The organism is Arthrobacter sp. MDT1-48-3 (assembly GCF_054511015.1).
The window spans coordinates 24,727-42,502 of record NZ_JBTNDL010000005.1 but is presented as its reverse complement, the minus strand read 5'-3'; the positions used below and the strand labels follow the sequence as shown (position 1 = coordinate 42,502).

Sequence of the window (17,776 nt, the reverse complement as noted above, 5' to 3'; positions counted from 1 at the left end):
CATGACGGACGACGGCGCGGGAGCGGCGACCGGGAACCCGGACGCCGCTCCCTATCCCCGCGGTCCGAAGCTCGGAGTGGATGTCGGGCAGGTCCGCGTGGGGCTCGCCGGCTGCGACCGGGACGGCCTGCTGGCCACCCCCATCCGGACGCTGAAGCGCGACGCGCGCAAGAACAGCGACGTCCGGATCCTCGTCCGGGAAGCCGTGGAACGCGACGTCGTCCAGATCGTCGTGGGACTTCCGAAGAACCTCAGCGGCCGGGAGGGCGCGTCCGCCGACATGGCCCGGACCTATGCCGGCCTGGTGGCAGAGGAATTGATCCGCCAGTCCCACCCGGTGCCGGTACGCTTGGTCGATGAACGGCTGAGCACGGTATCGGCCCACCGTTCGCTCCACGCGGCTGGTCTGAGCAGCCGCGAGCATCGTAAAGTGGTGGATCAGGTGGCTGCTGTCGAAATTCTCCAGCACGCCATCGACATGCAACGTTCACGTGGACGGGACGTGGGGGATCCGGTTCCTGTGCGTGAGGCAGAGGTCGCTCAGGGCCTCCCGCCGACCCCTACTGAGGAGCCAGTTATCAAGGACAGTTCGTCGAGCACGAGGGAACCGGAGTCATGAGTAACCGTACCGGCCAGTCTCCCGCCTCCCGCGACTCCGACGGCCGACACGGCCCCGGGACCCACGCCGGGGACGAGGGGTACGCCCACCCCGAGCCCGTCGAGGAGTTCTTCGCCGCGCAGGACGACCCGCGGCCCGACCGCCGGCCGCAGTCGTCCAAGATGCGGCAGCGACGGCGCCTGCGCCGCACCGTCGTCATGCTCGTCGTCCTCATGCTGTTCGCGGGCACGGTCTACGGCGCCGCGATGATGCTGCGCGACTTCCTCGGACTCGACGACGTCACCGACTACGCAGGGCCCGGCGGCGAGGAGACCGTGTTCACGGTCCCCTCGGGGGCCGGTGCCCTCGCGATCGGCGAGGGCCTCGAGACCGCCGACATCGTCGCCGACTCGGCGACCTTCGTCACGGCGCTCTCGGCGATCGCGGAGGGCCGCGAGGTCCAGCCGGGCGAATACGAGATGCGCCTGCAGATGTCCTCCTCGGATGCCGCGGAGGCGCTGCTGGGCGCCGACCCGTCCCTCGTGTCCTACGCCGCCGTCGCGCGGGACCTCCGGCAGAACGAGGTCTTCGACATCCTCACCGAATCGACGGGTATCCCGCGCGCCGAGTTCGAGGCACTCGCGGCCGCACCGACGCAGTTCGGCCTCCCGCCGCAGGCACTCTCGCTCGAGGGCTACCTGCACCCGGGGGAGTACCGCTTCGACGTCGAGGCCGGCGCCACCGACATCATCGCCGAGATGGTCAAGGCCACGACGGACCGCCTGGCGCAGGACGGCGTCACCGATCCGAACAAGCAGTACGAGATCCTCACCATCGCGAGCATCGTGCAGGCCGAGGCCGGCGAGGGCGACTACGCGACCGTGGCCGGCTCGATCAACAACCGCCTCACGCCCGGCAACACCGAGACCAACGGCCTCCTGCAGTCCGACGCCACCGTGGCCTACGGGCTGGGCAAGCGGACCTACCAGCTGACGCCCGAGGAGAAGGCGGACACGTCCAACCCGTACAACACCTTCGCGAACCCCGGCCTGCCGAAGGGTCCCATCGGCTCCCCGAGCGACGAGGCCATCGACGCGACGGTCAATCCGGCGGACGTGCCGTTCTACTTCTGGGTGACGGTGAACCTCGACACGGCCGAGACCAAGTTCTCCGAGACCTACGCGGAGCACCTGCGCTACGTCGCCGAGTACGACGCCTGGTGCGCCGACAACGCCGGACGGTGCGAGTAGGTGCCCTGGACGGCACCGGGGGTGCCTCCGCGTCTCCGAGCCGCCGTCGTCGGTTCCCCCATCGGCCACTCCAAGTCACCGCTGCTCCACGCGGCGGCGTACCGGGCCCTGGGGATCGACTGCTCCTACACCGCCGTCGAGGTCGCTGAAGCGGACCTCACCGACTTCGTCGCCGGAGTGCGACGCTCCGACGGCTGGCGCGGACTGTCCGTCACCATGCCGCTGAAGGGCGGCATGGCCCGGCTCGTCGACCACACCACGGACCCGGCGTCGGTGCTCGGGGTGGTCAACACCGTCGTCGTCGAAGGGCACGGCGCGGACCGGGTCCTCACCGGACACAACACCGACGTCGCGGGAGTGGCGAACGCCCTGGCCGCCGCCGGCGTCCGGCGGCCCGAGCGGGCCGCCGTGCTCGGGGGAGGTGGCACCGCTGCCGCGGCCGTCGCGGGGCTCGCCCGGCTCGGTGCGACCGAGGTCACGGTGCTCGTGCGCCGGCCGGAGGCGGCCACCGGGCTGGCGACGATCGGGACCGCGCTCGGCATCGGCGTCACGGTCGAGCCCTGGGGCGGGGCAGGACGGGCGCTGGCGGAGTCGGACGTCGTCATCTCCACGCTCCCGCCCCGGGCAGCGGACGCGCTCTGCCCCCTCCGGGACGGTTTCCGCACGGACGGGACGCTGCTCGACGTCGCCTACGACCCATGGCCCAGCGCCCTCGCAGCGGACTGGCAGCGCGCCGGCGGCACGATCGTGCCCGGCCTCGACATGCTGCTCCACCAGGCGGTCGAACAGGTCCGCCTGTTCTTCCCGGACCTCGGGCAGGACAGCGCGACGGTCTTAAACGTGATGTGTGACGCAGTGGGCGCCCCCCGGCACTGAAGCCTGCAGTGCTGCATGGCAATATGGAAACCATGTTGCGTTGGTTGACGGCAGGAGAATCGCACGGCCCCGCCGTGGTCGGGATCATCGAGGGCATGCCCGCGGGAGTGGGCATCACGAGTACCGACATCCAGGAAGCACTGGCCCGCCGCCGCCTCGGCTACGGGCGCGGAGCCCGCATGAAGTTCGAGCAGGACTCCGTCCGCATCCTCGGCGGCGTGCGCCACGGCCTCACGCAGGGCGGACCCGTGGCCATCGAGGTGGCCAACACCGAGTGGCCCAAGTGGGAGAAGATCATGTCCGCGGATCCGCTCGGCGAGGAGGACGCCGCCGAACTCGCCGCCTCGGCACGCAACGCACCCCTCACCCGGCCCCGGCCGGGGCACGCGGACTTCACGGGCATGCAGAAGTACGGTTTCGACGAGGCTCGCCCTGTCCTCGAGCGCGCGAGTGCCCGCGAGACCGCCACGCGCGTGGCCCTCGGCACGGTGGCCGCGAAGTTCCTCGAGGGCCTCGGCATCCGGCTGGTCAGCCACACGGTGTCCATCGCCTCCGTGTCCGTCCCCGAGGACGCGCCCCTGCCCGGTCCGAACGACGTCATCGCGCTCGACACCGACCCGCTGCGGTGCTTCCACCGGGACACCTCGGACGCGATGGTGGCCGAGGTCGACGCCGCGCACAAGGAGGGCGAGACCCTCGGGGGAGTCGTCGAGGTGGTCGCCTACGGCCTGCCGCCGGGACTCGGGAGCTACGTCCACTGGGACCGCCGGCTCGACTCGCGCCTCGCTGCCGCCCTCATGGGGATCCAGGCCATCAAGGGTGTCGAGGTGGGCGACGGGTTCGAGACCGCCGCGCGCCGCGGAACCGCCGCACACGACGAGATCGTCCGGAACGAGGACGGCAAGATCGTCCGCGTCAGCAACCGCGCGGGCGGCATCGAGGGCGGCATGAGCATCGGCGACGCACTCCGCGTCCGCGCCGCGATGAAGCCCATCGCCACGGTTCCGCGCGCACTGCGCACGGTGGACGTGAGCACGGGTGCCGCCGCCCGGGCCCACCACCAGCGCTCCGACGTGTGCGCCGTGCCGGCGGCGGGAGTGGTCGCCGAGGCCATGACCGCGCTGGTGCTGGCCGAGGCGGTCACCGAGAAGTTCGGCGGCGACTCCCTCGCGGAGACCGCCCGCAACCTGCAGAGCTACCTCGAGAACATCCCGGAGTTCCTGGACTCCGCCGGCGTGTGATGGAGGCCCGTTCACGCCTGGTGCTCATCGGGCCCATGGCATCGGGCAAGTCGGCGGTGGGGCGCGCACTCGCGCAGCGCCTGCACGTCCCCTTCATCGACTCGGACCGCGTGATCGTCGAACGGCACGGCAGTATCGGCTCCCTCTTCGCCCGCGAGGGTGAGCAGTTCTTCCGGAGCATCGAGGCCGACGTGGTGGGCGAGGCCCTGAGGACCGACGACGCCGTCGTCTCCCTCGGTGGCGGAGCCGTGCTCCATCCGCGGACCCGTGCGCTGCTCGCCGATGCCACCGTGGTGTTCCTCGACACCGACATCGACACCGTCCTGCCCCGCATCAGCGCGGACACCGCCCGTCCCCTCCTCGCGGGGAGTCCGGCCGAGCGCTGGCAGGAGCTCTACGCGCAGCGCCGTCCCACCTACGCCTCCCTCGCGTCGATCACCATCGACACGCGCGGCCGCTCGGTGCGCGCCGTCGCCGACGCAGTGCTGCAGGAACTGCCCCGAGACCACCGGGCCGACCGTGACGTCGTCCCGGCACAGATCATCCACCCGAACGACGAAAGCGGGACGCAACCCCATGTCGACTGACGACGCGACCATCATCCCGGTGACCGGCAGCACTCCCGAGAACACCTACGACGTCGTCGTGGGACGGGGACTGCTGGGCCGCCTGCCGGCGATCCTCGGGGAGCGGGTGCGCCGCGTGCTGGTCATCCACCCGCGTGCCCTGCGCGCCACGGGAGACACCGTGCGTGCCGAACTCGCCGATGCCGGCTTCACGGCCGTGACGGCCGAGATCCCGGACGCCGAGGAGGGCAAGCACATCCAGGTGGCCGCCTTCTGCTGGCAGGTGCTCGGCCAGAACGACTTCACCCGCTCCGACGCCGTCGTCACGGTGGGTGGCGGAGCGGTGACGGACCTCGGCGGGTTCGTCGCAGCCACCTGGCTGCGCGGCGTGCGGGTGGTGCACCTTCCCACGAGCCTCCTCGGGATGGTGGACGCCGCCGTCGGCGGCAAGACGGGCATCAACACGGCCGAGGGGAAAAACCTCGTGGGCGCCTTCCACCCGCCGGCGGCGGTCCTCGCCGACCTGGACGCCCTGGGCACGCTGCCGCAGAACGAGCTCGTGACCGGGCTCGCGGAAGTGGTCAAGTGCGGCTTCATCGCGGACCCCGTCATCCTCGACCTGATCGAGCAGGACACCGCGGCCGCCACGGACGCGGCATCGCCGGTGCTGCGCGAGCTCGTGGAACGCGCCATCCGGGTGAAGGCCGACGTCGTCTCGGAGGACCTGCGCGACACGGGCCGCCGTGAGTACCTCAACTACGGCCACACCCTCGGGCACGCCATCGAGCTCGCCGAGCGGTACTCCTGGCGCCACGGCGCCGCGGTGTCGGTGGGCCTGGTCTTCGCGGCCGAACTCTCCCGGATGGTGGGGCGGCTCAGCGACGCGGACGCCGACCGCCACAGGGCCATCCTCGAATCCCTCGGGCTCCCCGTGACCTACCGCCGGGACCGCTGGGCGTCCCTCCTCGACGGGATGCGCCGCGACAAGAAGTCCCGTGGCGACCTCCTCCGCTTCGTCGTGCTCGACGGCATCGGCCGGCCCGGCATGCTCGAGGTCCCCGACACCTCCCTGCTCTTCGCCGCCTATCAGGAGATCGCCTCCTGAGCGGCGGCGACGGTCCTCCGCACGGCCACGGGAGCCCGCCGCGCCGCGCGGGGTAGACTGGCTTCTGGACTTTTGGCGCGACTCCGCGCGCCCGCTGTGCCTCGGCCGGCCCATCCATCCGCGAAACCGACGAAAGTGAATCTGTGGCGACCACGAACGACATCAAGAACGGCACTGTGCTGAAACTCGAGGGCAACCTCTGGAACGTCCTCGAATTCCAGCACGTCAAGCCCGGCAAGGGTGGAGCATTCGTCCGCACCAAGCTCCGCAACATCCTCTCCGGCAAGGTGGTCGACAAGACCTTCAACGCAGGCCTCAAGATCGAGACGGCCACCGTGGACCGCCGCGACTACCAGTACCTGTACAAGGACGGCGAGGACTTCGTCTTCATGGACACCACGGACTACGACCAGATCACCGTGCCCGGCAAGGTGGTCGGCAACGCCGCGAACTTCATGCTCGAGAGCCAGATGGCCACCATCGCCATGCACGAGGGCTCACCGCTCTACGTCGAGCTCCCCGCGTCCGTCACGCTGGAGATCACCTACACCGAGCCGGGCCTGCAGGGCGACCGCTCGACCGGCGGCACCAAGCCCGCGACGGTCGAGACCGGCCACGAGATCCAGGTCCCGCTGTTCCTGGGCAACGGCACCAAGGTCAAGGTCGACACCCGGACCGGCGAGTACCTGGGACGCGTCAACGAGTGAGCGCCCGCAGTAAGGCCCGACGCCGGGCCCTCGACATCCTCTTCGAATCGACGCAGCGCGAAATGCCTGCCCTCGAGGTCATCCGCGCACGCCGCGAGAAGACGGACATGGTCATCGCCGACTACACGGTGGACATCGTCGAGGGCGTCCTCGAGCACCAGGAGCAGATCGACGAGTTCCTCAGCACCTACTCCCAGGGCTGGACGCTCGACCGCATGCCCGCGGTGGACCTCATGATCCTGCGGATCGGCAGCTGGGAACTGCTGTACAACGACGACGTCCCCGACGGCGTCGCGGTGAGCGAGGCCGTGGAGCTCGCCAAGGTCCTCTCCACCGACGAGTCGCCGAAGTTCGTCAACGGCCTCCTCGGCCGGCTGCAGCAGCTCAAGCCGACCCTGCTCGCGTAGCTCCGCCGACGGATCCTCCGCCACCGGAAGCTCCCGCTGATCGCCCTCCGGGCCGTCGACGGGAGCTTCCCGCGTCCCCGGCCGGGAGCGTGCGGGTGCGCGTCAGCGGGCGGCCGATGCCAGCTGGAAGATCCGCGCGCGCCGCTGCGTGGCGTCGTCCAGGAGCCTGCGTTCCTCGGCGGCGTAGTCGGCGTCGCGCCGTCCGCCCAGCATGCGCTGCCGCGTGTAGGCGATCCGCGATCCGGTGCGGATGAACGCGCGCATGTCCCGCTCGGCGCCCACGGACTGCGCCCAGGCGAGCGCCTGCGACCGGCCCGGGCGCGTCGCCAGCATCCGCACCTCCTCGGGCGTGAACCAGCCGGCCCGGGCGTAGTCGCCGAGCCGTGCCTCGGTCAGGCGGCGCTCGGAGCGGCGCAGGAGGACGACGGAGATCACCGCGGCGACGAACAGCGGCACCTGGACCACGAGGTAGAACAGGAAGAAATCGTTGAACAGCACGAGGGTGCCGCCGTTCCACAGCATGTGCCCCGCGATCGCCGGGAGGAGTCCGAGGACGAAGGCCCCGAGGATCCGGGTGTTCCCGCCGCCACGGCTCAGCGCGAACCCGAGGACGAAGCCGAGCAGCGAGGTGAACATGACGTGGGCGAAGGGCGAGAACAGGCCGCGCAGGATGAAGACGCCCACCAGCGCGCCGGCGTTCCCCGACTCCGCCACCGCGGAACCGAAGTACAGGATGTTCTCCGTGAACGCGAAGCCCGCCGCCACCGTCCCCGCGTAGACGATGCCGTCCACGGGGCCGTCGAGATGGCTACGACGCGTGTAGACGAGGATCAGCACGCCGAGCCCCTTGGCGAACTCCTCGACCAGTGGCGCCTGCAGCACCGGCCCGATCACCTCCGGTGAGGTGGTGCCGAGCGCGCTGACCAGCAGTTCCACGACATAGGTGCCGAGCAGCAGCGTCACGACGACGGAGGTGCCGGCACCCCAGAGGAACGCGAAGAGCAGGGCGCCGCGCGGTTCGGGATCCCACCGGTCGATCCAGCGCAGGCCGAGCAGGCAGATGCCCAGCGGCACGAGGGCGAGGATGCCGCAGAGCAGGAACGCGGACGGACCCAGCGACAGGGAGAGCAGGAGCAGGACGCCTGCCACGACGAGGGCCGCGACGATCACGAGGAGCACGTTGAGCACGCGGTGGCGGCGCGGGGGAGGCTGGTTCCAGACGGGCTGGAAGGGGTGCCCTGCGGTGCGGGCGGGCGCCGGGCGGTGGTGCCGTACCGTGGTCTCGCCCCACCAGCCCTGCTGCTGCGGCTGCTGCCGCGGTCGATGGTGGCCGTCGGGGTGGTGGTCCACGCCCCCGGGACCGTTCCACCGCGGGCCGCCCGCGCCTGCTCCGGAATCGTTTCTCGCCATGGTGCAACCCTAGGGGCAAGCGGCGCTGTGATAGTTTTGACGGTGCAACCAGCCTTTAAATTCCGTCCAGTGAGGCGGGGAAGGAGGAAGCGTGTTATGAACGTGCCTGCCTCGGAAACCGGCATCCACAAGCGCGTCGTTCTCGCAGAAGCAGACATCGACCGCGCTCTCACGCGCATCGCCCATGAGATCCTCGAGGCGAACAAGGGGCCGCGTGATCTCGTCCTCCTCGGCATCCCGCGCAGGGGTTTCCCCCTGGCGCAGCGGCTCGCCCAGAAGATCGCGGCCGTCGACCCGTCCGTCGACGCGGACCTCATCACGGGACAGCTCGACGTCACCCTGTACCGCGACGACCTCCAGCGCAATCCCACCCGCTCGCCGCTCGCCACCCAGCTCCCGCCGTCGGGCATCGACGACAAGGTCGTGGTGCTGGTCGACGACGTCCTGTACTCGGGACGCACCATCCGTGCGGCCCTCGACGCCCTCGCGGACCTCGGACGCCCGCGCATCGTGCGCCTCGCGGTCCTCGTGGACCGCGGGCACCGGGAGCTGCCCATCCGTGCCGACCACGTCGGCAAGAACCTCCCGACGTCGTCCCGCGAGCGCGTGCGGGTCCACCTCGCGGAGATCGACCTGATCGGGGGTTCCGCGGTGAACGAGGTCGTCATCGAGGACCGCGCGTGAAGCACCTGCTCAGCACCCAGGACCTCTCCGCGAGGAACGCCCTGCGCCTGCTGGATGTCGCCGAGGAGATGTCCGCCGTGGGGGAGCGGGAGATCAAGAAGCTCCCGGCCCTGCGCGGACGCACCGTGGTGAACCTCTTCTTCGAGGACTCCACGCGGACGCGCATCTCCTTCGAGGCCGCGGCCAAGCGCCTGTCCGCGGACGTCATCAACTTCGCGGCGAAGGGCTCCTCCGTGTCGAAGGGGGAATCCCTGAAGGACACGGCCCAGACTCTCGAGGCGATGAGCGCGGACGCCGTCGTCATCCGCCACCCGGCGTCCGGGGCACCGGCCCGCCTCGCCGCGTCGGGCTGGATCGACGCGGCCGTGGTCAACGCCGGCGACGGGACCCACGAACACCCCACCCAGGCACTGCTCGACGCGTTCACGCTGCGCCGCCACTGGGCCCGGATCGGCGGCGGCCCCTCGGCCGGCACCACGCTCGCCGGGATGAAGGTCCTGATCGTCGGTGACGTCCTCCACTCCCGGGTGGCCCGCTCCAACGTGTGGCTCCTGACGACCCTGGGTGCGGAGGTCCTGCTCGCGGGCCCGCCCACGCTGCTGCCCGTCGGCGTCGGTTCCTGGCCCTGCACGGTGTACTACAACCTCGACGACGCCCTCGCGCAGCGCCCCGACGCCGTCATGATGCTCCGCCTGCAGGCGGAGCGCATGAACGCCGCGTTCTTCCCGTCGACACGCGAGTACTCGCGGCGCTGGGGCTTCGACGACGGACGCCTCGCGCTGCTCGACACGATGGGCCTGCACGACACGGTCATCATGCACCCCGGACCCATGAACCGCGGGCTCGAGATCTCCTCCGCCGCGGCCGACTCGCCCCGCTCCACGGTGCTCGCCCAGGTCCGCAACGGGGTGTCCGTGCGCATGGCGGCGCTCTACCTGCTGCTCTCGGGCGACCACCACGACGAGCAGGACGGCGAGATGCACGACGAACTGCCCGCCACGACTCCGGAAGGCCGCATCAAGTGACGTCGAACACCAGCACTCTGCCCGAATACCTCATCGTGGGCGCCTCGATCGCAGGCGGCGCCCCGCAGGACCTGCTGGTCCGCGACGGCGTTCTCGCCGCCGTCGGGCCGTCCGCGGCGGCTGACGCCTCGGCGGCCGCGATCACCATCGACGCCGGGGGCCTCGTGGCCCTGCCCGGCATGGTGGACCTCCACACGCATCTGCGCGAGCCGGGCCGGGAGGACGCCGAGACCGTCGAGACCGGATCGCGCGCTGCCGCACTGGGTGGCTTCACGGCGGTCCACGCCATGGCCAACAGCTCGCCCGTGGCCGACACCGCGGGTGTCGTGGAGCAGGTGTACCGCCTCGGCCTCGCCTCGGGCTGGGTCGAGGTCCGCCCGGTGGGCGCCGTGACCGTGGGTCTCGGCGGGGAACGGCTCGCGGAACTCGGGGCGATGGCGGAGTCCCGCGCGTCGGTCCGGGTCTTCTCCGACGACGGCGTCTGCGTCTCCGATCCGGTGCTCATGCGCCGGGCGCTCGAGTACGTCAAGGCCTTCGACGGCGTCATCGCACAGCACGCCCAGGAGCCGCGGCTCACCGAGGGTGCCCAGATGAACGAGGGCGACGTCTCGGCGGTCCTCGGGCTCACCGGCTGGCCCGCCGTCGCGGAGGAGAGCATCATCGCCCGCGACGTCCTGCTCGCCCAGCACGTCGGGTCGAGGCTGCACGTCTGCCACGTGTCCACCGCGGGGTCGGTGGAGATCATCCGCTGGGCCAAGGCACGCGGCATCGACGTCACCGCCGAGGTCACGCCGCACCACCTGCTCCTCACGGATGAACTCGTCCGCAGCTACGACCCGGTCTACAAGGTCAATCCGCCGCTGCGCACCTCCGACGACGTCCACGCCCTGCGGGCCGCCCTCGCCGACGGCACCATCGATGTCGTCGGCACGGACCACGCCCCGCACCCGAGCGAGCACAAGGAGTGCGAGTGGGCCCAGGCCGCGATGGGCATGACCGGCCTCGAGACCGCCCTGTCGGTGGTGCAGCACACGATGGTGGAGACCGGCCTGCTCGACTGGGAGGGCTTCGCCCGGGTCACGTCGGTCGCCCCTGCCCGGATCGGCCGCCTCGCCCACCAGGGCCGTCCCCTGGCGGCCGGCGAGCCCGCGAACCTGATCCTCGTCGATCCCGCAGCGCGGTGGACGGTCGATCCCGCGACCATGGCCACGAAGGGCCGCAACAGCCCCTTCCGCGGCCTCGAGCTGCCCGGCAGCGTGCGGGCCACGTTCTACGGCGGCCACCCCACGGTGCTCGACGGACGCCTGGCCACGCCCCGGCCGGCCGCGGGACCTGCGACCGCCCAGGAGGCGCCGGCATGGAGTATCTAGGCTGGGTGGCCCTCGCCGTCGGCATCATCGTCGTCGTCGTCGCCCTGATGGCCCTCGGCTGGCGCAACCGGCTCCGCCGCCAGGCGGACGTCGCCGAACCCCCGGAAGCCCCCGCCGATCCCGGCCCCGTACTCTACGAGGCCGAGGGCCAGTACGTCGCGACGACGACGGCGGGGGACTGGCTCGACCGCATCGCGGTGCACGGGCTGGGCCTGCGGGGCAACGCCGTCGCCACCGTGTACGCCGCCGGTGTCCTGATCACGCGCACGGGTGCACGCTCCGTGTACATCCCGCGCACCGACCTCACGTCGGTCCACCTCGCCAGCGGCATGACCGGCAAGTTCGTCGAGAAGGAGGGCCTGGTCGTGATCACCTGGCTCCTCGGCACCGAGCGGGTCGATACGGGCTTCCGGACCCGCCATGCCGCCTCCAAGGCCCAGCTCGTCGCCGCCGTCGCGGCGCTCGTGCCGGCCCCACCCCCCGCTACGACCCACCACCGAACTCCACCGACCCCCGAAGGCAGGGAACAGCTGTGAGCACCGTCCAATCCAAGGCACCGGTCCATCGGAAGGCACCCGCGGTGCTCGTCCTCGAGGACGGGCGGACCTTCCGCGGCCGCGCCTACGGCGCCGAGGGCACCGCCCTCGGCGAGGCCGTCTTCGCCACCGGCATGACCGGCTACCAGGAGACCATCACCGACCCCTCCTACGCGCGCCAGCTGGTGGTCCAGACGGCGCCCCACATCGGCAACACCGGGGTCAACGCCGACGACGCCGAGTCCCGGCGGATTTGGGTGGCCGGGTACATCATCCGCGACGCCGCACGGCGCCCGTCGAACTGGCGCTCCGAGCAGAGCCTCGACGACCAGCTGCGCGAGCAGGGCGTCGTCGGGATCGAGGGCGTCGACACGCGCGCCATCACCCGCCACCTGCGCGAGCGCGGCGCCATGCGTGCCGGGATCTTCTCCGGCGAGGACGCCTCGCAGTCGGAGGGCCGGCTGCTCGAGCAGGTCGTCGCCCAGCCGTCCATGGCGGGCGCGCGCCTGGCCGACGAGGTCAGCATCGACGCCGCGTACGTCGTCGAGCCGGCCGACCACGGCTGGACAGGCGAGACGGTGGCGACGATCGCGGCTCTGGATCTCGGCATCAAGGCCATGACGCCCAAGCACTTCGCGCAGCGCGGCGTACGCACTGTCGTCCTGCCGGCCGGCGCGACCTTCGACGACATCGCGGCCGCCCGGCCCGACGGCGTGTTCATGTCCAACGGCCCGGGTGACCCGGCCACCGCGGACGCGCAGGTGGACCTCCTCCGGCGCGTGCTCGACGAGCGGATGCCGTTCTTCGGCATCTGCTTCGGCAACCAGATCCTCGGACGCGCCCTCGGCTTCGGGACGTACAAGCTCCGCTACGGCCACCGCGGCATCAACCAGCCGGTCCTGGACCGCCGCACCGGCAAGGTGGAGATCACGTCGCAGAACCACGGCTTCGCGGTCGACGCGCCCCTCGACGGCCCCGTCGAGGCGCCCGCCGGACGCTACGGCCGCGTCGAGGTCAGCCACGTCAGCCTGAACGACGACGTCGTCGAGGGCCTCGCGTGCCTGGACCTGCCCGCGTTCTCCGTCCAGTACCACCCCGAGGCGGCGGCGGGTCCCCACGACTCCGCCTACCTCTTCGACCGCTTCATCGACCTCATCCAGACCGAGAAGGAACGAGCGGGCTCGGGCGACGCCCGCGCGGCCTCGGCCCTCGATGCCCCCTCCGAGTCGGAGGCGCTCGAGCGTGCGGCCGCCGCAGAACTCGGCACGCACGGATCCAAGGTGACGGGCACGCAGCCCCGGCACAGCCCCGCAGAACAGAGCAGCACCACGCAGGAAGAGAACTGATGCCCCGCAGAACCGACCTCAAGAGCGTCCTGGTCATCGGCTCAGGGCCGATCGTCATCGGCCAGGCCGCCGAATTCGACTACTCGGGAACCCAGGCGCTGCGCGTCCTGCGCGAGGAGGGCCTGCGCGTCATCCTCGTGAACTCGAACCCCGCCACGATCATGACCGACCCCGAGTTCGCGGACGCCACCTACGTGGAGCCGATCACGCCAGACGTCGTCGCGAAGATCATCGAGAAGGAGCGGCCGGACGCCCTGCTGCCGACCCTCGGCGGGCAGACGGCGCTGAACACGGCCATCGCCCTCGACAAGAACGGCGTCCTGGAGAAGTTCGGCGTCGAGCTGATCGGGGCGAACATCGCCGCCATCGAGCTCGGCGAGGACCGCGAGAAGTTCAAGGGCGTCGTCGAGCGCTGCGGTGCCGAGTCCGCCCGCTCCGCCATCATCCACTCGATCGACGAGGCCCTCGTGGCGGCGGAGGACCTGGGCTACCCGATGGTCGTCCGTCCCTCGTTCACGATGGGCGGCCTCGGGTCCGGACTCGCGTACACGGAGCAGGACCTGCGCCGGATCGTCGGCCAGGGCCTGCAGTACAGCCCCACGAGCGAGGTCCTGCTCGAGGAGAGCATCCTCGGCTGGAAGGAGTACGAGCTCGAGATGATGCGCGACAAGAACGACAACGTCGTGGTCGTCTGCTCCATCGAGAACTTCGATCCCGTCGGCGTGCACACCGGCGACTCCATCACCGTGGCGCCGGCCCTGACCCTCACCGACCGCGAGTACCAGCGCCTCCGCGACATCTCCATCGCCGTCATCCGTGAGGTCGGCGTCGACACGGGCGGCTGCAACATCCAGTTCGCCGTCGAGCCGGACACCGGGCGCGTCGTCGTCATCGAGATGAACCCGCGCGTGTCGCGGTCCTCCGCGCTGGCGTCGAAGGCCACGGGCTTCGCGATCGCCAAGATCGCGACGAAGCTGTCCCTCGGCTACACGCTCGACGAGATCCCGAACGACATCACCCTGAAGACCCCGGCCTCGTTCGAGCCGACGCTCGACTACGTGGTGGTCAAGGTCCCGCGGTTCGCATTCGAGAAGTTCCCGGCCGCCGACCCCACGCTCACCACCACCATGAAGTCCGTCGGCGAGGCGATGGCGATGGGCCGCAACTTCACCGAGGCGCTCCAGAAGGCGCTCCGCTCGCTCGAGCAGAAGGGCTCCCAGCTGTCCTTCGCCCCGGTCGCGGTCGAGGACGTCGACGCCCTCGTCGAGGCTGCGAAGCGCCCCACCACCGAACGACTCTCGCAGGTGCAGCGCGCGCTGCTCGGCGGCGCGAGCGTGGAGCGGCTGTACGAGGCCACCGGGATCGACCCGTGGTTCCTCGACCAGCTCGTGCTCCTCAACGAGGTGGCCGAGGAGGTGCGCTCGGCGCCGAACCTGACGGAGGACGTGCTGCGGCACGCCAAGCGCCACGGCTTCTCCGACGAGCAGATCGGGCTGCTGACCTCCACCCCCGACGCCGTCGTACGCGGTGTCCGGCACGCCCTCGGCATCCGCCCGGTCTTCAAGACGGTGGACACGTGCGCCGCGGAGTTCGCGGCCTACACGCCGTACCACTACTCGTCCTACGACGAGGAGGACGAGGTGGAGCAGCACGAGAAGCCTTCGGTCATCATCCTCGGCTCCGGACCCAACCGGATCGGCCAGGGGATCGAGTTCGACTACTCGTGCGTCCACGCCACCATGGCGCTGCGCGAGGCCGGCTACGAGACCGTGATGGTCAACTGCAACCCCGAGACGGTCTCCACCGACTACGACATCTCCACGCGCCTGTACTTCGAGCCGCTGACCCTCGAGGACGTCCTGGAGGTCATCGCCGCGGAGCAGCGTACCGGTGGCGTGCTCGGCGTGTTCGTGCAGCTCGGCGGCCAGACACCGCTCAAGCTCGCCCAGGAACTGGCCGACGCCGGCATCCCGATCCTCGGCACCTCGCCGGAGGCCATCGACCTCGCCGAGCACCGCGGGGCCTTCAGCCGCGTCCTCGACGCGGGCGGGCTCATCGCGCCGAAGAACGGCACCGCGGTGTCCTTCGAGGACGCCAGGACGATCGCCGACGACATCGGCTACCCCGTCCTCGTCCGCCCCTCCTATGTGCTGGGCGGCCGCGGCATGGAGATCGTCTACGACGAGGCCAACCTCTCCCGCTACATCACGAACGCCACGGAGATCACCGAGGCGCACCCCGTGCTGATCGACCGCTTCCTCGAGGACGCCATCGAGATCGACGTCGACGCCCTGTACGACGGCACGGAGATGTACCTCGGCGGGATCATGGAGCACATCGAGGAGGCCGGGATCCACTCCGGCGACTCGGCGTGCGTGCTGCCGCCCATCACCCTCGGTGCCGACGTCCTGCAGCGCGTCCGCGAGGCGACGCTCGCCATCGCCGAAGGGGTCGGCGTCCGCGGACTCATCAACATCCAGTTCGCCCTCGCCTCGGACGTGCTCTACGTCCTCGAAGCGAACCCCCGCGCCTCGCGGACCGTGCCCTTCGTGTCGAAGGCCACGGGCGTGCAGCTCGCCAAGGGCGCCGCGCTCATCGGGACCGGGGTCACGGTCGCCGAGCTCCGCACGCGGGGCCTGCTGCCCGCGAGGGGCGACGGCGGATCCCTCCCGCTGGACGCCCCGGTGTCCGTCAAGGAGGCCGTCCTGCCGTTCAGCCGCTTCCGCACGCCGGAGGGCACCGTGGTGGACTCGCTGCTGGGCCCGGAGATGCGTTCGACGGGCGAGGTCATGGGGATCGACAAGTACTTCGACACCGCCTTCGCCAAGAGCCAGGCCGCGGCCAACGCGGCCCTGCCCGTCCGCGGCAAGGTCTTCGTGTCGGTGGCGAACCGCGACAAGCGCTCGATCATCATGCCGGTCAAGCGCCTCGTGGACCTCGGCTTCGAGATCGTCTCGACCGGCGGCACCGCGGACGTCCTCCGCCGTAACGGCATCCAGGCGACCACGGTCCGCAAGGTCGCCGAGGGAGCGGGCGAGGGCCGGGGCACCGTCGTCGACCTCATCACCGAGGGCGGCATCGACATGATCATCAACACGCCCTCGGGCGGCCAGGCGCGCGGAGACGGCTACGAGATCCGGGCGGCCGCGACCTCCTACGGGCTGCCGGTCATCACCACCATCCCCGAGGTGGGGGCCGCCGTCCAGGCGATCGAGGCCATGCGTTCCTACGAGTGGTCCGTCACGAGCCTGCAGGAACACGCGGCGAACCTGCGAGCCTCCACCGAGGCCCGCGATGCCTCCTGAGGCCGGCGCCGCCGCGCGCCGCGCCCCCTTCGGGGAGCGGCTCGCCGTGGCCCGCGCCGCCAGGGGCAGCCTCTGCGTCGGCATCGACCCCCACCCCGCCCTGCTGGGTGCCTGGGGGCTCGAGGACTCGCCGGGCGGCCTCGAACGATTCTCGCTCGCGGTGCTCGACGCCGTCGGGCCCGTGGCGGCGGCCGTGAAACCCCAGGTGGCCCTCTACGAGCGCCACGGGGCACGCGGACTCGCCGTCCTCGAGACGCTCCTGGTGCGCGCAGCGGAGGCCGACGTCCTGACCATCGCCGACGCGAAGCGCGGCGACATCGGCTCGACCATGCAGGCGTACGCGGAGGCGTGGCTGGGGGAGGGCCGGCCCCTCGCCGCCGACGCCGTCACGCTCAACCCCTACCTGGGCTTCGAGTCGCTCCGTCCCGCGCTCGATCTCGCGGCGGCCACGGGCCGCGGCGTGTTCGTCCTCGCGCTGACCTCGAACCCGGAGGGCCGCACCGTGCAGCATGCCGGCGGGGAGGAGTCCGTGGCGCGGTCCATCGCCCGCGCCGCCGCAGCCGAGAACGTCGGCCCCGGTCCCGGATCCGTCGGGCTCGTCGTCGGGGCGACGATCGGCGACGCGGCACACCGGCTCGGCCTGGACCTGGCCTCACTCAACGGCCCGATCCTCGCGCCCGGGGTGGGCGCCCAGGGTGCGGGGCAGGAGGAACTCGCCGCCGCATTCGGATCGGCCCTGCCGTTCGTGCTCCCCACGTCGAGCCGCGCCATCCTGGCCGCCGGGCCCGACGGCGGGAACCTGCGCTCCGCCGCCGAGCGGACGCGCGACGGGCTCCGTTGAGCCGGGGCGCGCATTGATTTCGGACGGGTGCGCCCGGTAGGTTCGGTTCCGGACCGACCCCGTGCCGGTCCCGTTCGATCTCCGTCCCGGCCCGAGTCCTCCTCGGGCGATCCATCCGACGAGCGGTCGCCGTCCTGCAGGGCGGCGTCCAGCGCAGGGAGCACCCGTGAGCCTCAAGCCATTGACGGACGTCGAGCGAACGCGGGCACGCGAGAAGGCGACGGCGGCACGGGCGGTGCGGGCGGACATCAAGGCCCGACTGAAGACCGGTAAGCTCTCAGTGGCGGACGTGATCGAGAATTCCGGCGGCGAGGACGCCGTGGGCCGCCTCCGGGTCCTGGATCTCCTCAAGGCACTGCCCGGCGTCGGGGACGTCCGGGCGGCGGCGATCATGGCGGAGGTCGGGATCGCCGCGACACGTCGCGTGCGAGGCCTCGGCATCCACCAGCGCACGGCTCTCGTCTCATACCTCGAACACCATCATTCTGGCTCGGCCAGCAAGTAAGGAA

The 17,776-nt window shown here is 71.2% G+C and carries 17 protein-coding genes; 16 read left to right on the top strand and 1 reads right to left on the bottom strand.

From position 1 onward, the window contains the following. The first annotated feature begins 1 nt into the window (after nt 1). The 8 genes from ruvX (at nt 2) to nusB (ending at nt 6,750) form a co-directional block, all read left to right on the top strand. Nucleotides 2-619, top strand: coding sequence for a Holliday junction resolvase RuvX (ruvX, locus tag ACX80L_RS12185; protein WP_208741218.1), 618 nt, complete (start codon nt 2-4; stop codon nt 617-619). Next, the gene (gene mltG, locus ACX80L_RS12180) at nt 616-1,848 is read left to right on the top strand and encodes an endolytic transglycosylase MltG (RefSeq protein WP_133080595.1); all 1,233 of its coding nucleotides are present in this window, start codon (nt 616-618) and stop codon (nt 1,846-1,848) included. The genes ruvX and mltG overlap by 4 nt, the downstream gene beginning before the upstream one ends. 21 nt (nt 1,849-1,869) lie before the next feature. Continuing rightward, on the top strand, nt 1,870-2,724 hold the full coding sequence (locus tag ACX80L_RS12175) for a shikimate dehydrogenase (RefSeq protein ID WP_459289957.1): 855 nt from the start codon (nt 1,870-1,872) through the stop codon (nt 2,722-2,724). Nucleotides 2,725-2,756: 32 nt separating this feature from the next. Next, complete coding sequence (gene aroC / locus ACX80L_RS12170) at nt 2,757-3,965, top strand: chorismate synthase (protein WP_133080593.1); 1,209 nt, start codon at nt 2,757-2,759, stop codon at nt 3,963-3,965. Continuing rightward, entirely contained in the window at nt 3,965-4,552 is a 588-nt protein-coding gene (locus tag ACX80L_RS12165; protein WP_459289955.1) for a shikimate kinase, read from the top strand. The genes aroC and ACX80L_RS12165 overlap by 1 nt, the downstream gene beginning before the upstream one ends. Then, complete coding sequence (gene aroB, locus ACX80L_RS12160; protein ID WP_459289953.1) at nt 4,542-5,636, top strand: 3-dehydroquinate synthase; 1,095 nt, start codon at nt 4,542-4,544, stop codon at nt 5,634-5,636. The genes ACX80L_RS12165 and aroB overlap by 11 nt, the downstream gene beginning before the upstream one ends. 143 nt (nt 5,637-5,779) lie before the next feature. Further along, entirely contained in the window at nt 5,780-6,343 is a 564-nt protein-coding gene (gene efp, locus ACX80L_RS12155) for an elongation factor P (protein WP_133080590.1), read from the top strand. Beyond that, a complete protein-coding gene (gene nusB / locus ACX80L_RS12150; protein WP_208741214.1) occupies nt 6,340-6,750 on the top strand; it encodes a transcription antitermination factor NusB in 411 nt (136 codons plus the stop codon). The genes efp and nusB overlap by 4 nt, the downstream gene beginning before the upstream one ends. 102 nt (nt 6,751-6,852) lie before the next feature. Here the strand turns inward: nusB and ACX80L_RS12145 are convergent, their stop codons facing one another. Beyond that, on the bottom strand, nt 6,853-8,160 hold the full coding sequence (locus tag ACX80L_RS12145) for a PrsW family intramembrane metalloprotease (RefSeq protein WP_459289950.1): 1,308 nt from the start codon (nt 8,158-8,160) through the stop codon (nt 6,853-6,855). Between the two features lie 96 nt (nt 8,161-8,256). Between ACX80L_RS12145 and pyrR the strand changes: the two genes are divergently transcribed. From pyrR to mihF, 8 genes are all read left to right on the top strand, one after another. Beyond that, entirely contained in the window at nt 8,257-8,844 is a 588-nt protein-coding gene (gene pyrR, locus ACX80L_RS12140; RefSeq protein ID WP_133080587.1) for a bifunctional pyr operon transcriptional regulator/uracil phosphoribosyltransferase PyrR, read from the top strand. Beyond that, a complete protein-coding gene (locus ACX80L_RS12135) occupies nt 8,841-9,869 on the top strand; it encodes an aspartate carbamoyltransferase catalytic subunit (RefSeq protein ID WP_459268186.1) in 1,029 nt (342 codons plus the stop codon). The genes pyrR and ACX80L_RS12135 overlap by 4 nt, the downstream gene beginning before the upstream one ends. Next, nucleotides 9,866-11,239: a dihydroorotase gene (locus ACX80L_RS12130; protein ID WP_459289948.1), complete on the top strand. Its 1,374-nt coding sequence runs from the start codon at nt 9,866-9,868 to the stop codon at nt 11,237-11,239. Before ACX80L_RS12135 ends, ACX80L_RS12130 begins: the two co-directional genes overlap by 4 nt. Next, nucleotides 11,227-11,775 (top strand): PH-like domain-containing protein, encoded by a 549-nt coding sequence (locus ACX80L_RS12125; protein ID WP_133080584.1) that lies wholly within the window; start codon nt 11,227-11,229, stop codon nt 11,773-11,775. The genes ACX80L_RS12130 and ACX80L_RS12125 overlap by 13 nt, the downstream gene beginning before the upstream one ends. After that, nucleotides 11,772-13,121, top strand: coding sequence for a glutamine-hydrolyzing carbamoyl-phosphate synthase small subunit (carA, locus tag ACX80L_RS12120; RefSeq protein WP_459289946.1), 1,350 nt, complete (start codon nt 11,772-11,774; stop codon nt 13,119-13,121). The genes ACX80L_RS12125 and carA overlap by 4 nt, the downstream gene beginning before the upstream one ends. Next, entirely contained in the window at nt 13,121-16,426 is a 3,306-nt protein-coding gene (gene carB, locus ACX80L_RS12115) for a carbamoyl-phosphate synthase large subunit (protein ID WP_459289944.1), read from the top strand. The genes carA and carB overlap by 1 nt, the downstream gene beginning before the upstream one ends. Beyond that, nucleotides 16,416-17,267, top strand: coding sequence for an orotidine-5'-phosphate decarboxylase (gene pyrF / locus ACX80L_RS12110; protein ID WP_459289942.1), 852 nt, complete (start codon nt 16,416-16,418; stop codon nt 17,265-17,267). Before carB ends, pyrF begins: the two co-directional genes overlap by 11 nt. Nucleotides 17,268-17,433: 166 nt before the next feature. Further along, nucleotides 17,434-17,772, top strand: coding sequence for an integration host factor, actinobacterial type (gene mihF, locus ACX80L_RS12105; protein WP_133080580.1), 339 nt, complete (start codon nt 17,434-17,436; stop codon nt 17,770-17,772). Nucleotides 17,773-17,776: the final 4 nt, after the last annotated feature.

What these genes read in the sequence shown, in the direction of transcription:
- ruvX (WP_208741218.1), top strand. Translation starts at nt 2, where the DNA reads ATGACGGACGACGGCGCGGGAGCGGCGACCGGGAACCCGGACGCCGCT.
- mltG (WP_133080595.1), top strand. Translation starts at nt 616, where the DNA reads ATGAGTAACCGTACCGGCCAGTCTCCCGCCTCCCGCGACTCCGACGGC.
- aroC (WP_133080593.1), top strand. Translation starts at nt 2,757, where the DNA reads ATGTTGCGTTGGTTGACGGCAGGAGAATCGCACGGCCCCGCCGTGGTC.
- ACX80L_RS12165 (WP_459289955.1), top strand. Translation starts at nt 3,965, where the DNA reads ATGGAGGCCCGTTCACGCCTGGTGCTCATCGGGCCCATGGCATCGGGC.
- aroB (WP_459289953.1), top strand. Translation starts at nt 4,542, where the DNA reads ATGTCGACTGACGACGCGACCATCATCCCGGTGACCGGCAGCACTCCC.
- ACX80L_RS12145 (WP_459289950.1), bottom strand. Translation starts at nt 8,160, where the DNA reads ATGGCGAGAAACGATTCCGGAGCAGGCGCGGGCGGCCCGCGGTGGAAC.
- pyrR (WP_133080587.1), top strand. Translation starts at nt 8,257, where the DNA reads ATGAACGTGCCTGCCTCGGAAACCGGCATCCACAAGCGCGTCGTTCTC.
- ACX80L_RS12125 (WP_133080584.1), top strand. Translation starts at nt 11,227, where the DNA reads ATGGAGTATCTAGGCTGGGTGGCCCTCGCCGTCGGCATCATCGTCGTC.
- carB (WP_459289944.1), top strand. Translation starts at nt 13,121, where the DNA reads ATGCCCCGCAGAACCGACCTCAAGAGCGTCCTGGTCATCGGCTCAGGG.
- pyrF (WP_459289942.1), top strand. Translation starts at nt 16,416, where the DNA reads ATGCCTCCTGAGGCCGGCGCCGCCGCGCGCCGCGCCCCCTTCGGGGAG.